The organism is Caulobacter vibrioides OR37 (genome assembly GCF_000372645.1).
In the GTDB taxonomy this organism is placed as follows: Bacteria; Pseudomonadota; Alphaproteobacteria; order Caulobacterales; family Caulobacteraceae; genus Caulobacter; species Caulobacter vibrioides_E.
The window spans coordinates 17922-30681 of the sequence record NZ_APMP01000032.1; the positions used below are offsets into that span (position 1 = coordinate 17922).

Consider the following 12760-nt stretch of genomic DNA (forward strand, 5'->3'; position numbering starts at 1 on the left):
TTCGCATCGCATCCGGCGCGAAACCGCTGCGGCGGGAATGCTCCTCGACGCCGGTGATACGTCGCAGCGGCGATTGAGGCCGATTTCTCCGCCAACCACCAACCGCCGCGAAGCCCTAACGCGCCCCGCGCGTCAGGTAGCCTTCCAGCAGCGCCAGGGCGTGGTCGAGCCGCGCCTTGCGCCACTCGGGCGCGCTCATGTCGGTGTTCAGCGTGGCCGACAGAGAATAGCCGTTGGCCAGGTGGAAGCGGCTCATGGCCGCGATGGTCACATAGATCTGCACCGGGTCGAGTTCGGGGCCGAACACGCCCTGGCGCTGGCCGCTCTCGATCAGCCGCTCCATCGTGTGGCGCAGGGGGAAGGCGGTTTCGGTCACGACCCGCGACTGAGCGGCGAACTTGCCGTGCTGCAGGTTCTCGTTGCGCAGCAGGCCCTCGAACTTGGGGTTCTTCTCGAAGTAGTCGAAGGTGAAGCGCTGCAGCTCCAGAAAGCCTTCCAGGGGCTTGTCGAAGTCGATCTTCAGCTCGGCCTCGCGGGCCCGCAGGTCCATGTAGGCGCTTTCGAGGACGGCCATGTACAGGCCCTTCTTGTCCCCGAAGTAGTGGTAGAGCATCCGGATGTTGCACCGGGCCGACTTGACGATCTTCTCGATCCGCGCCCCGGCGAAGCCGGCCTGGGAGAACTCCTTGAGCGCCGCCGCCAGGATCGCCTTGCGGGTCCGCTCGGCGTTGCGCTTGCGTGGCGCGGGCTCGTTCTCGACCTTGGTCGGCGCGTCCAGGACGGCGTCGGTCACGGGCTCTTGGCTCCCTGCTTGATCCAGGCGCCCAGTTGGGCGCGCTCCTCATCGGTCATGCCGGTCTCGTTGCCAAGGGGCATACTGGTCGAGAGGACCGCCCTTTCGTTGATTTTCGGGGCATAGGCCTGGATATGCGCGGGGGTGTCGAAGGTGGCGCCCAGCGGAGGGGCGGAAAATCCAGGATGTGTCGGGCTGGGGCTGTGACACATGACGCAATGCTTTTGGATGATTCCCTGAACCGTGCTGAAGGGCACTGTGTCGGATACCTCGATCTTCTTGGCCGGCTTGGCGCTGGCCACCACGGTCGCGCCGAACACCAGCATCGCGCCGTAGAACAGGAAATCGTGCCGGATCTTGCCGACGTGCTTCAGGTTGAAGAAGTGGCGGATCGACACCCCGCCGGCCGCGATCATCGCCAGCAGCAGCCAGGCCAGGCGGTGGCCGGTGACCAGCGGATAGTGGTTGCTGATCATGATGAAGATGATCGGCAGGGTCATGTAGTTGTTGTGCACCGACCGCTGCTTGCCCATCAGCCCCAGGCGCGGATCGACCTCGCGGCCGGCCAGCATGTCGGCGACGATCTTGCGCTGGTTGGGGATGATGACCAGGAAGACGTTGGCCGCCATGCAGGTGCCGATGATCGCCCCCACATGGATGAAGGCGCCGCGATCGCTGAACAGCTTGGTCAGCGCCCAGGCCGCCGCCGTCAGCGCGCCGAACCAGACGATCCCGAACAGCTTGCCGTTCCGGACTAGCGGCGAGCGGCACAGCGCCTCGTAGACCGCCAGCCCGCCGAAGATGAAGGCCAGACCGACGCCGATCGCCGCCGGCTGGCTGAAGGCGTGCTTGGCCGCGTCGATCAGATAGACGTTCGCCTGCCAGTAATAGAGCACGATCAGCAGGGCGAAGCCCGACAGCCAGGTGGTGTAGGCCTCCCATTTGAACCAGTGGAGGTGGTCGGGCATGTGAGCCGGCGCCACCATGTACTTCTGAGAATGGTAGAAGCCGCCGCCGTGCACGGCCCACAGCTCGCCCTTGACCCCGTCCTTTTCGGGGATGGGCGCGCGCAGATTGTTGTCCAGCCAGACGAAGTAGAAGGACGCGCCGATCCAGGCGACGCCGGCGATCACGTGCAGCCAGCGGAGCGCCAGGTTCAGCCAGCCGGGAAGGTCGTAGTCCATCTTAGTCGGTCACCGCGTCGAGCAGTCGGAGTTTCGAGATCAGGCCGATCTGGGCGATCGCCTCGGCGATCTCCTGGGTCTCATCGTGGGCGAGGCGCGCCTGCATGGCGGCCAGGATCGAGGCCTTGTCGTTCAGGCGAACGCAGATGATGAACGGAAAGCCGAACCGCTCGGAATAGGCGGCGTTCAGGTCGTGGAAGCGCGCGAACTCCTCGGGCGTCAGGCGGTCGAGGCCGGCGCTGGCCTGCTCGGCGTTGCTCTCGGCGGTCAGCTGCTTGGCGATCGCGGCCTTGCTGGCCAGTTCGGGGTGGGCGCGGATCAGGGCCAGCTTGTCCTCGACGCTCGCGGCGCCCAGAACGTCCATCATCGCCGCGTGCAGGGCTTCGACGCTGGCGAACGGCCGCTCGCTCCAGGCGCGTTCCACGACCCACGGGGAAAGCTCGAAGGCGAAGCCCAGAGCGGTGGCGAAGCCGGTCCGGTTCATGCTGTTGAGCAGTTTCAGGGACAGAGGAGGGGCCGAGCTCATGCGTCTCCCTCCGCGAACCCCGTCATCCCGCGCTTCATGCGCGGGACCCATCGATCCGTCGCAGGTGCGGGAGAGATTTCGTTCTCACGTGAAAGCTGAACCATGGGTCCCGCGCATGAAGCGCGGGATGACGGAGAAAAGTAGAGAGCGTTCATTGGCCGCTCCCCGCATAAGGATGCTCGGCGATCCAGTGCCGGGCGATGTCGATGCGCTTGGCGACCCAGACGCGGTCGTGGCTGGTGATGTGCGCGAGGAACCGCCGCAGGGCGCCGATGCGCCCGGGCTTGCCGACCACGCGGCAGTGCAGGCCGACGCTCATCATCTTCGGCGCGGTCTCGCCCTCCAGATAGAGGGCGTCGAAGGCGTCGCGCAGATAGGTGAAGAACTGCTCGCCGGTATTGAAGCCCTGGGCGGCCGTGAAGCGCATGTCGTTGGCTTCCAGCGTGTAGGGCACGATCAGCTGCGGCCGGCCGTGCTGATCGTCCCAATAGGGCAGGTCGTCGGCATAGCTGTCGGCGTCGTAGACGAAGCCGCCCTCCTGGGCGACTAGGCGGGCGGTGTTGGGACTGGTGCGGCCCTGGTACCAGCCTAGCGGACGCTCGCCGGTCAGCCGCGTCTGGAGCTCGATGGCGCGCTGGATGTGCTCCAGCTCCTGGTCGGGCGTGAAGTGCTGGTAGTCGATCCAGCGATAGCCGTGGCTGGCGATCTCCCAGCCGGATTTCATCATCGCCTCGACGGCGTCGGGATGGCGCTCCATGGCCTGGGCGACGCCGAACACGGTCAGCGGCAGGCCAAATTCGTCGAACAGCCGCCGAATGCGCCAGAAGCCCGCGCGCGAGCCGTACTCGTAGAGGCTCTCCATCGACATGTGACGCATGTCCGGGATGGGCTGGGCGCCGACCATCTCCGACAGGAAGAACTCGGACACGGGGTCGCCGTGCAGGATCGAGCGTTCGGCGCCTTCTTCATAGTTCAGCACGAACTGGACGGCGACGCGGGCGCCGTTCGGCCACCGGGCGTGCGGCGGATGCTCGCCATAACCGATGAGGTCGCGGGGATAGGCGGCGGTCATGCGAAGACCTTCGCCGCCGCGTCGACGCCCGCGCCGGCCGGCGCCTGGAAGCCTTCCCAGCGCAGCACCGCTTCCAGCGCCGCCAGGGTCTGGAGAACGGCGTGCTTGCGGGCGTTCACCCCCATGGTCCCGATCCGCCAGATCTTGCCCGTCAGCGGCCCGAAGGCCGACCCGATCTCGATCTCGAAGTCGGTGCGCATCCGGACCTTCACCCGGTCGTAGTCGACGCCTTCGGGCGCCCAGATCCCGGTGACGTTGGTCATCTTGTGGGCCTTGTCGCCGTAGATGGAGAGGCCCATCGCTTCCAATCCGGCGGTCATCGCCGCGCCGGCCTTGGCGTGGCGTTCAAAGCGCGCCGCAAGCCCTTCTTCCAGAACCAGCCGGGCGCATTCGCGGGCGGCGAACAGCATCGGCGCGCATTCGGTGTGGTGGTTCAGCCGCTTCTCGGACCAGTAGTCCATGATCATCGCCAGATCGAAATAGTTCGAGGCGATCCGCCGGCCGGCGCCCGCCGCGCCGCCGGTCCCAGCCAAGCCCTTCTCGACATGCCGGCGCGAGAAGATGTGCTCGGCGGCCTGGTCGCTGATCGTGATCGGGGCCGAGCCCGAGGGGCCGCCCAGGCACTTCTGCAGGCCGGCGGTGACGATGTCGGCGCCCCAGGCGTCGACCGGGACGTCCATGCCCGACAGGGTGGCGGTGGCGTCGACATACATCAGCGCCCCGTGCGCGCGGCAGATCGCGCCGATCTCGTCGAGCGGCTGGGCCATGGTGGTGGAGGTGTCGCCATGGACGCAGGCCACCAGGCGCGGCCTCACCCGCTTGACCGCGTCCTCGACGGCTTGCGGATCGACCACCGTTCCCCACGGCGCCTCGACGAAGGTGACCTTGGCGTCGCAGCGCTCGGCGATCTCGGCCAGCAGCAGGCCAAAGCGTCCGGCGTTGACCACCACCACGTCGTCGCCGGGGCAGAGTGTCGAGACCAGCGCCGCCTCGATGCCCGCGCGCGAGGTGCCGTCGATCGTGAAGGTCCAGCGGTTCTTCGTCTGGAAGACCCCGCGATACAGGGCCATGACCTCGTTCATGTAGCCGGTGAACTCGGGGTCGAACTGGCCCAGCAGCTGCACGGACATGGCCCGCAGCACGCGCGGGTGCACGTTGATCGGGCCTGGGCCCATCAGCAGGCGGGCGGGGTGGTCTAGCTCGTGAAAAGTCTCGGTCATGCGCGTTCGCGTCGTTCTAGCTTGTCGATGAAATGGAGCATGGCCTGGGCCGCCAAGGCGCAGTCGGCCTCGCTGACGGCTTCGGCCGGGTTGTGGCTGATTCCGCCCTCGCAGCGGATGAACAGCATGGCGACGGGGCAAAGATCCGCCATCACCATGGCGTCGTGACCGGCCCCCGACGGCAGGCGGCGCGCGGGCAGGGAAAGGTCAGAGAGGGACTCTTCGAGCAGACCCATCAGGGACGGATCGCAGGGACTTTCGGCCAGGACCTGCATCAGGGTGATCTCGGCGCGAAGGCCGCGGCGATCGGCGATGGCCTGGATTTCTGCTGTTACGGCCTCGACGGCCGCGTCGCGCGTCGCCGAGGTCTCGGCGCGGATATCCATCGAGAACTCGACCGCGCCGGGGATCACGTTGAACGCGCCAGGCAGGGCGGTCATCCGGCCCACCGTGCCCACCAGGCCGTCGGCGCCCGCGCGGCAGATCCGCTCCAGGGCCAGCATCGCCTCGGCGGCGGCGGGAGCGGGGTCATTGCGCAGGGCCATCGGCGTCGTGCCGGCGTGGCCAGCGACGCCCTCGATCCGAACCATCAGCCGCTTCTGCGCCGCGATGGCGGTGACGACGCCCAGGGCCAGGCCCTCGGCCTCCAGCACCGGGCCCTGCTCGATATGGGCCTCCAGGAAGGCCAGGACGTCTTCGGGCCGACGCGCGGCGGCGGCGATGGCGTCCGGATCGCCGCCGAACGCCGCCAGGGCTTGGGCGACCGACACGCCGTCGGCGTCCTTCATCGCCAGGGCGGAGGGATCCAGGCTCCCGACGATGGCCCGGCTGCAGCTCATCGAGGCGGGGAAGCGCGAGCCTTCCTCGTCCCCGAAGGCCACGACCTCGATCGCGAAGGGCAAGCGTCGCCCGGCGCGATGGAGGGCCTCGACCACGTCGACGCCCAGCATGATCCCCAGCGGACCGTCATAGCGTCCGCCATTGCGGACGCTGTCGATGTGCGAGCCGATGATCAGGGCCTTGGCGCCGGGCGTCTCGCCTTCGTAGCGCCCGATCAGATTGGCGGCGGCGTCGCGGCGCACGCTCATGCCGGCGGCGGCCATCCATTCCGACAGCGTGGTCAGAGCGGCCGCGTGGGCGGGCGTCAGGAAGCGACGCGTCAGCTGGCCCTCGACCTCGCTGTAGGGCGGCAGGCCCAGCGCGTCGCAGCGCGCCTTGGCCCTGGCCCCCCACGCCAGGACGTCGATGTCGAGACCCTCGGTCACGTCCGCTTCCATCCCCAGACCCTAGCAGTTCGCGCCCGTCGCCCCTCCACGACAAGCGCCGAATGGCGAAGTTCTCGCCCAGGCGCCCGCCCATGCGCCATGCGCGGACGGCGGCGCCTCCTGTTAAGTCATAATTCTCTTACTTGTGGAAGGCCGGCCGTATCTTGCCGTGTTCGCGCGACACGAAGCCGCCGAGCGGAAGGCTCCGCTACCCGGCCATTCGCTGGAACTTGCCCGCCGCGCGGATCTGTCCCGTCGGCGCGCCCGTCGGGGAGCCGCCCAGCGGTTCGTCGCTGACGGCGAGCGTGGTGGTGTAGGCCGCCGGGCCACGTAGGCCGGCGGGCAGGGCGACGCGGGTCTGGGCGTCGCGCGGGATCACGCCCAGCGAGATCGGCTTGCGGCCCTCGGGGATGATCCACAACTCCGCGTCGCGCTTGTTGGGCAGGGCGATCGACACGGGCGTCAGGATCAGCTTGTCGGCCGCGCGGTCGAGGGTCGCCACCAGGGCGGGGCGCTGGGTGGCGGGGTTGTTAATCACCGCCACCTCGGTCGCGGCCGGGGCGAGCGCGGGCGTGGGCGTGGGGGCCGGGCGTGGCGTGACGATCAAAGCCACGACGCTAGCCGCCGCCAGGGCGAAGGCGCTGAGGGACGCGCCGCGCCAAAGTCCCAGGCTGTTCCAGGCCGAGCGCTTAGGCGTCTCGGTCGCGCCGATCAGATTGGCGATGCGCGGCCATACGGTCGCCGGCGGCTCGACCGGCGCGACGCGCGCGGCGAGATGGACGAGGCGGTTCTCCCACCAGGCCACGGCCCGGGCGAAGGCCGGCTCGGCGGCGATCCGCGCCTGAGCCTGGGCGCGTTCATCGGCGTCCAGCACGCCCAGCACGTATTCACCGGCCAGGGGGCGTTCATCGCCGTCGTAGGAGGCAATGTCGGTCATGCTTCGAGACATCCGCGCAGGCTGATCAGGCTGCGCCGGATCCAGCTTTTCATGGTGCCCAGCGGCACCTTCAGCGCCTGGGCCAGGGCGTCATAGGTCACGCCCTCGAAGAAGGCGGTGCGCAGGGCGCCGGCGTGCCGAGGATCCAGCTGGTCGATACAGCCCTCCAGGCGGCGACGGTCGTCCTCGTCCTCGAGCAGGGTCGAGGCCAGCGGCGCGCCATCGGCCAGGGCCTCGGCCTCCTCGACGTCGGCGATAACCCGGCCGCCCCGCTTGCGCAGCCGGTCGATGGAACGATTGCGGGCGATGCTGACCAGCCAGGTGATCGGACTGGCCTTCTCCTGGTCGAAGCGATCGGCCCGGTTCCAAACGGTGAGATACACATCCTGAAGCACGTCTTCCGCCTCCTCGCGGTCGTTCAAGATACGGAGGCAGACGCCGAACAGTTTCGCGGAGGTGTGCCGATAGACGTATTTCAGCGCATCATGATCGCGTTGGGCCACGCGACTAATGGCGCGCGACAGCAAGGCGCGGCTCGTGTCAGCGTCCATGCTAGGCTCCCCACAAGCGGCTCATGTCCGCCGACCTAGGCGCCGAGGCGCAGCAGCGCCACATAGCCGGCGCAGGCCGCCGCGGTGGTCGCCGCGACGCCCCAGGCCATGTCGGCGAGCGTAACGGACAGGGGCCAGCCCTTGAGCGTCGCCTGATTAGTCAGGTCATAGGTCCCGTAGGCGGTCAGGCCGAGCAGGGCGGCGTTGCCCAGCAGGCGACTCCAGCCGCCGTCGAGCGCCGGCAGCACCGCCAGGGCGATGATCGCCACGACATAGAGCAGGTAGAAGGCCACGGCCGGCGCCAGCGAGGGGGTCTCCGCCATCAGCCCGCCCAGGCGCGGCTTGTAGAAGCGCGGCGTCATGCTCATCAGCCACGCGGCGTCCAGCGCCAGCATGGTTCCGGCGGTCGCGAAAGTCCCGCCGGCGAGGCGTAGGAGGGTCATGCCGAGGCTCGTCCTTGATTTCGGATCAAGGTACGGCGAAGCCGTGTTTCCGGATGCGTCCATCAGCCCACTCGCGCCGTAACTTCCTGCGAAACCTATCCGGAGCGCTTCCTTGGTCACCGCCGTTGCTCGCCAGTCCATCGCCGTCGTCGGTTCCGGGATCTCGGGCCTGTCGGCCGCCTGGCTCTTGTCTCGCCGTCACGACGTGACCCTTTACGAGGCCGACGCCCGGCTGGGCGGCCATGCCCACACCGTGACCGTCGAAGGCGACGCGGTCGACACCGGCTTCATCGTCTACAACGAGCCGAACTATCCGAACCTCACCGCGCTGTTCCGGCATCTGGACGTCGAGACCACGCCCACGGACATGTCGTTCGGCGTCTCACTGGACGGCGGCGCGCTGGAATATTCGAGCACCAACCTGCTGGCCCAGAAGCGCAACGCGGTGAACCCGCGCTTCCTCAAGATGTTGATGGACGTCATGCGCTTCTACCGCGACGGCCGGCGCATCCCGCCCGAGCTGGAGAGCGGCGGTCTGTGCCGGCTGGACGACTATCTGCGCCAACAGGGTTTCGGGCGCGCCTTTCAGGAGGACCACTTGCTGCCCCAGGCGGCGGCGATCTGGTCGGCATCTCTGCGCGACATCCGTGAGTTTCCCGCCGCGGCCCTGCTGCGCTTCTTCGACAACCACGGCCTGATGCTGCCGATCGACAAGCGGCCGATCTGGCGCACGGTGGTCGGCGGCAGCGCGCGCTATGTCGAAAAGCTGGCCGCCGGCGTCTCTGGCGAGATCCTGACTGGACGCCCCGTGACGTCGATCCGGCGCGAACGGGATGGCGTCATGATCGAGGACATGGCCGGCGAGTCTCGGACCTTCGATCAGGTCGTCATCGCCGCGCACGCCGATCAGGCCCTAAGGATGCTAGCCTCGCCCTCCGCCGAGGAAGCCGAACTGCTGGGAAGCTTCCGCTACAGCCGCAATCGCGCGGTGCTGCACCGGGACGCGCGCGCCATGCCGCGTCGCCGCTCGGCCTGGGCCAGCTGGAACCATGTCGGCCGTCGCGGCGGCGATGGCGGCGTGACCTACTGGATGAACCTGCTGCAGCCGCTTCCGAAGGACAAGGCGTTCTTCCTGACCCTGAATCCCGAGCAGGCCCCCAGCGAGGTCCTGTACGATCAGGTCTACGAGCACCCGCTGTTCGACGGTCCGGCCATGCTGGCGCAACGGCGTCTGTGGTCCCTGCAGGGCCGGCGGCGGACCTGGTACTGCGGCGCCTATTTCGGATCGGGCTTCCACGAGGACGGCCTGCAGGCGGGACTCGCGGTCGCCGAGCGGCTGGGCGGCGTGCACCGTCCGTGGGTGCTGCCCGATCCATCGGGGCGCATCTTCCTCGACGACCGGACGATCGAGCCGCAAGAGGAACTGGTGGCGTGACCTTTCGCTCGGCGCTCTATGCCGGCCTGGTGACCCATGACCGCGCGCGGCCCCGGCGGCATAGCCTGCGCTATCGCGTGTTCATGCTGCTGCTGGACCTGGACGAGATCGACGCCCTGGACGCCAGGCTCAAGCGGTTCTCGCGCGGACGCTTCAACCTGCTCGGCTTTCATGACCGCGACCACCTCGACGATCCGTCGGCGTCGCTGAAGGACGTGGTGCTGGCCAAGCTCGACGCCAGCGGCCTTGCGCCGAAGGGCGCGCGGATCAGCGTGCTGGCCATGCCGCGCATCCTCGGCAAGGGCTTCAATCCCTTGAGCGTCTTCTTCTGCCACGACGCCGACGGGCGGCTGGTCGCGACCGTCCACGCGGTGCGCAACACGTTCGGCCAACGTCATGACTACGTCCTGCCCGCCGGCGAGGCGCGGGGCGAGCGGCTCGATCAGGGCGCGCGGACGAAGGTCTTCTATGTCTCACCGTTCCTGCCGATGGACCTGCGCTACGGCTTCGAGATCGCGCCGCCGGGCGAGACCGTGCACGTCGGCGTCGACGTGCTGGACTCCGAGGGCGTCGTGCTGGCCGCGACCTTTTCGGGAACGCGGCGCGACCTGACCGACGGCGCGATCTGGCGGGCACTGGCCACCCATCCCTGGCAGGTGATCGGCGTGATGGTCGCCATCCATTGGGAAGCGATCAAGCTCGTCCTGAAAGGCTTTCGCTTCTTTCCGCAGGATCCGGCCACGCGCGGCGTGCGTCGGCCGGCCGGGACGCTTGAAGCGGTCTAGGCGCCCATCCAGGTTTCGAGATCCTTCAGCGCCCGCAAGCTCATCAGGCGCTTCTTGGCGCGGCCGCGTTCCTTCAGCGGAATCTTCTTGCCATCCTCGTCGACCTTCGGCGCTTCCAGCGGCGGCAGCAGGCCGTAGTTGATGTTCATCGGCTGGAAGCTGCCCCCTTCGAGGTGGCCGCCGGTGATGTGCTCGACCAGAGCGCCCAGGGCGGTGGTCGGGGGCGGCGCGTCGATCGGCGCGCCCTTGCGGTCGGCGGCGGCGAAGCGGCCGGTCAGAAGGCCCATGGCGGCGCTCTCGACATAGCCCTCGACGCCGGTGACCTGGCCGGCGAACCGCAGGCGCGGCTGGGCCTTCATCCGCAGCGACTTGTCCAGGAGCTTCGGCGAATTGATGAAGGTGTTGCGGTGCAGGCCGCCCAGACGCGCGAACTGGGCGTTCTCCAGGCCCGGGATCATCCGGAAGGTCTCGGCCTGGACGCCGTGCTTAAGCTTGGTCTGGAAACCGACCATGTTCCACAGCGTGCCCAGCGCGTTGTCCTGGCGCAGCTGGACGATGGCGTAGGACTTCACGGTCGGGTCGCGCGGATTGGTCAGGCCCACCGGCTTCATCGGGCCGTGGCGCAGGGTCTCGCGGCCGCGCTCGGCCATCACCTCGATCGGCAGGCAGCCGTCGAAATAGGGGACGTTCTCCCACTCCTTGAACTCGGACTTGGGACCGGCCAGCAGGGCGTCGATGAAGGCCTCGTACTGGTCCTTGTTCATCGGACAGTTGATGTAGGCGGCCGCGTCGCCGCCGGGGCCTTCCTTGTCGTAGCGCGACTGTCGCCAGGCGACGTCCATGTTGATGGACTCGAAGTGGATGATCGGCGCGATGGCGTCGAAGAAACTGAGCTGGCCTTCGCCGGTCATCTCCAGGATCGCCTGGGCGAGAGCCGGCGAGGTGAGGGGGCCGGTGGCGACGACGACATTGTCCCATTCGGCGGGCGGAAGGCCGGCGATCTCCTCGCGGACGATCGTGACCAGCGGGTGCTGTGACAGGCGCTTGGTGACCTCGGCCGAGAAGCCGTCGCGGTCCACGGCCAGGGCGCCGCCGGCCGGCACCTGGTGCTGGTCGGCGCAGCTCATGATCAGGCTGCCCAGCTTGCGCATTTCCGCGTGCAGCAGGCCCACGGCGTTGAACTGCCAGTCGTCGGAGCGGAACGAATTCGAGCAGACCATCTCGGCCAGGCCGTCGGTCTGGTGGGCGTCCGTCGTGACTTTGCCCGTGGCGTCGTCCTTGCGCATCTCGTGCAGGATCACCGGCACGCCGCTCTGGGCGATCTGCCAGGCGGCCTCGGAGCCGGCCAGGCCCCCGCCGACGACGTGGACGGGCTGATAGGTCGAGTTCGTGGTCATGGCCGCGCCCTATACCCCCCGCTGTCGTTTCGCGAAACCTGCGTGTAGGCTCGCGAGCGGAGTCAGCGCTTCGCGCTGGACGGCGTGGGAGGGGACATGGCTAGGTTTTCCGTGACCGAGGCGGCGACGGCCGGCTTCGGGATCGTCGGTCGCAGGCCGCTGGTCGTGGCGGGCTGGGCGATCGCGCTGGTCGCGGCGCTGGTGCTGCCCGCCCTGCTGTGCATCGCGATGCTGGGACCGCGGTTCGTCGAGATCATGCAGTTGGCGGCCCAACAGAAAGGGCAGGCCGGCGATCCCGAAGCCCTGGATCGGATGATGCGGCTGAATTCCGGCCTGACCGGCTTCAACATGCTCTACTGGCTGTGGTCGACCTTCGTGAAGGCGGTGTTCTGCGGCGCGGCGTTCCGCGCCGTGCTGACGCCGGAGAAGGCCGCCTGGGCCTATCTGCGCATCGGGTCGCGGGAGATGTGGCTGGCGCTGGTGATGCTGGTCGAGCAGGTGCTGTTGTTTATCGCCGTCTTCGTCATGGCCCTGGTCATCGCCGTGGTGGCGGCGATCGCGGCGGTGGGCGCGGGGGATCATCAAACGGGCGGCGCGATCGCCGTCGCCGGCGTTGGCGGCGCGATCGCCGTGGTCCTTGTGATCTGGGTGGCGCTGCGCCTGTCCATGGCCGGTCCGATGAGCTTCGCCGACAACCAGTTTCGCCTGTTCGAGTCTTTGGATCTGACCAAGGGGCAGACGTGGCGGCTGCTAGGCGTCGCCTTGCTGGTCATCCTGTTCCTGGTGGTGATGGAAATGTTGCTGGCCGGGCTGATTGGCGGCGTCGTCCTGGCGGGCGGCGGGTCGCTGGCGGCGCTGCAAGGCTCGGCCAATTTGGACGCGTTGTTCCGCCGGCCGCCGATCGAGATCCTGCGCGTGCTGTGGCCGTGGCTGACGTCGCTGGGCGTTGTCGTGGCGCTGTTCGGCGCGGTGGCGCAGGCGGTTTTCTACGCGCCCTGGGCGTTCATTCACCGCGCCCTGGCCCGCCCGCGCGAGACGGCGTGGCTCTGACGTAACGCCGGATCGAAATGCGCGCGCGGGGCCGCGCCGCCATCGCCAGACGGTCCGCGAGGCCCTAGATTGCCGGGTGGGGCGGTGACTCGCCGCGCTGTG

At 68.4% G+C, this 12760-nt stretch carries 13 protein-coding genes; 3 read left to right on the forward strand and 10 right to left on the reverse strand.

From position 1 onward, the window contains the following. Positions 1–115 precede the first annotated feature (115 nt). The 9 genes from OR37_RS18040 to OR37_RS18080 form a co-directional block, all read right to left on the reverse strand. On the reverse strand, positions 116–793 hold the full coding sequence (locus OR37_RS18040; protein ID WP_004623178.1) for a TetR family transcriptional regulator: 678 nt from the start codon (positions 791–793) through the stop codon (positions 116–118). Then, positions 790–1977 (reverse strand): urate hydroxylase PuuD, encoded by a 1188-nt coding sequence (locus OR37_RS18045; protein WP_004623179.1) that lies wholly within the window; start codon positions 1975–1977, stop codon positions 790–792. The genes OR37_RS18040 and OR37_RS18045 overlap by 4 nt, the downstream gene beginning before the upstream one ends. A 1-nt stretch (position 1978) precedes the next feature. Continuing rightward, positions 1979–2503 (reverse strand): 2-oxo-4-hydroxy-4-carboxy-5-ureidoimidazoline decarboxylase, encoded by a 525-nt coding sequence (gene uraD, locus OR37_RS18050; protein WP_004623180.1) that lies wholly within the window; start codon positions 2501–2503, stop codon positions 1979–1981. 151 nt (positions 2504–2654) lie between these two features. Continuing rightward, positions 2655–3575, reverse strand: coding sequence for an allantoinase PuuE (gene puuE, locus OR37_RS18055; protein ID WP_004623183.1), 921 nt, complete (start codon positions 3573–3575; stop codon positions 2655–2657). Next, positions 3572–4795: a pyridoxal-phosphate-dependent aminotransferase family protein gene (locus OR37_RS18060; protein WP_004623185.1), complete on the reverse strand. Its 1224-nt coding sequence runs from the start codon at positions 4793–4795 to the stop codon at positions 3572–3574. Before OR37_RS18060 ends, puuE begins: the two co-directional genes overlap by 4 nt. Beyond that, on the reverse strand, positions 4792–6060 hold the full coding sequence (locus tag OR37_RS18065; protein ID WP_035017695.1) for an allantoate amidohydrolase: 1269 nt from the start codon (positions 6058–6060) through the stop codon (positions 4792–4794). Before OR37_RS18065 ends, OR37_RS18060 begins: the two co-directional genes overlap by 4 nt. Before the next feature lie 208 nt (positions 6061–6268). Then, entirely contained in the window at positions 6269–6997 is a 729-nt protein-coding gene (locus tag OR37_RS18070; RefSeq protein WP_004623190.1) for an anti-sigma factor, read from the reverse strand. Continuing rightward, positions 6994–7548, reverse strand: a complete 555-nt coding sequence (locus OR37_RS18075) for a sigma-70 family RNA polymerase sigma factor (RefSeq protein WP_004623191.1) — start codon at positions 7546–7548, stop codon at positions 6994–6996. Before OR37_RS18075 ends, OR37_RS18070 begins: the two co-directional genes overlap by 4 nt. 35 nt (positions 7549–7583) lie before the next feature. Then, positions 7584–7991, reverse strand: coding sequence for a DUF2177 family protein (locus OR37_RS18080; protein ID WP_004623193.1), 408 nt, complete (start codon positions 7989–7991; stop codon positions 7584–7586). Positions 7992–8103: 112 nt separating this feature from the next. On the opposite strand from OR37_RS18080, the gene OR37_RS18085 reads away from it, so the two are divergent. Beyond that, positions 8104–9426, forward strand: a complete 1323-nt coding sequence (locus tag OR37_RS18085) for an NAD(P)/FAD-dependent oxidoreductase (RefSeq protein WP_004623195.1) — start codon at positions 8104–8106, stop codon at positions 9424–9426. Beyond that, positions 9423–10211 (forward strand): DUF1365 domain-containing protein, encoded by a 789-nt coding sequence (locus OR37_RS18090; protein WP_004623196.1) that lies wholly within the window; start codon positions 9423–9425, stop codon positions 10209–10211. Before OR37_RS18085 ends, OR37_RS18090 begins: the two co-directional genes overlap by 4 nt. Here the strand turns inward: OR37_RS18090 and trmFO are convergent. Then, positions 10208–11608, reverse strand: a complete 1401-nt coding sequence (gene trmFO, locus OR37_RS18095) for a methylenetetrahydrofolate--tRNA-(uracil(54)-C(5))-methyltransferase (FADH(2)-oxidizing) TrmFO (RefSeq protein WP_004623197.1) — start codon at positions 11606–11608, stop codon at positions 10208–10210. The genes OR37_RS18090 and trmFO overlap by 4 nt on opposite strands. Before the next feature lie 96 nt (positions 11609–11704). Between trmFO and OR37_RS18100 the strand changes: the two genes are divergently transcribed. Next, entirely contained in the window at positions 11705–12658 is a 954-nt protein-coding gene (locus OR37_RS18100; RefSeq protein WP_004623198.1) for a hypothetical protein, read from the forward strand. Positions 12659–12760 lie beyond the last annotated feature (102 nt).

Coding starts and splice junctions, on each gene's coding strand:
- OR37_RS18060 (WP_004623185.1), bottom strand. CDS start 4,795: ATGACCGAGACTTTTCACGAGCTAGACCACCCCGCCCGCCTGCTGATG.
- OR37_RS18075 (WP_004623191.1), bottom strand. CDS start 7,548: ATGGACGCTGACACGAGCCGCGCCTTGCTGTCGCGCGCCATTAGTCGC.
- OR37_RS18070 (WP_004623190.1), bottom strand. CDS start 6,997: ATGACCGACATTGCCTCCTACGACGGCGATGAACGCCCCCTGGCCGGT.
- uraD (WP_004623180.1), bottom strand. CDS start 2,503: ATGAGCTCGGCCCCTCCTCTGTCCCTGAAACTGCTCAACAGCATGAAC.
- OR37_RS18080 (WP_004623193.1), bottom strand. CDS start 7,991: ATGACCCTCCTACGCCTCGCCGGCGGGACTTTCGCGACCGCCGGAACC.
- puuE (WP_004623183.1), bottom strand. CDS start 3,575: ATGACCGCCGCCTATCCCCGCGACCTCATCGGTTATGGCGAGCATCCG.
- trmFO (WP_004623197.1), bottom strand. CDS start 11,608: ATGACCACGAACTCGACCTATCAGCCCGTCCACGTCGTCGGCGGGGGC.
- OR37_RS18100 (WP_004623198.1), top strand. CDS start 11,705: ATGGCTAGGTTTTCCGTGACCGAGGCGGCGACGGCCGGCTTCGGGATC.
- OR37_RS18045 (WP_004623179.1), bottom strand. CDS start 1,977: ATGGACTACGACCTTCCCGGCTGGCTGAACCTGGCGCTCCGCTGGCTG.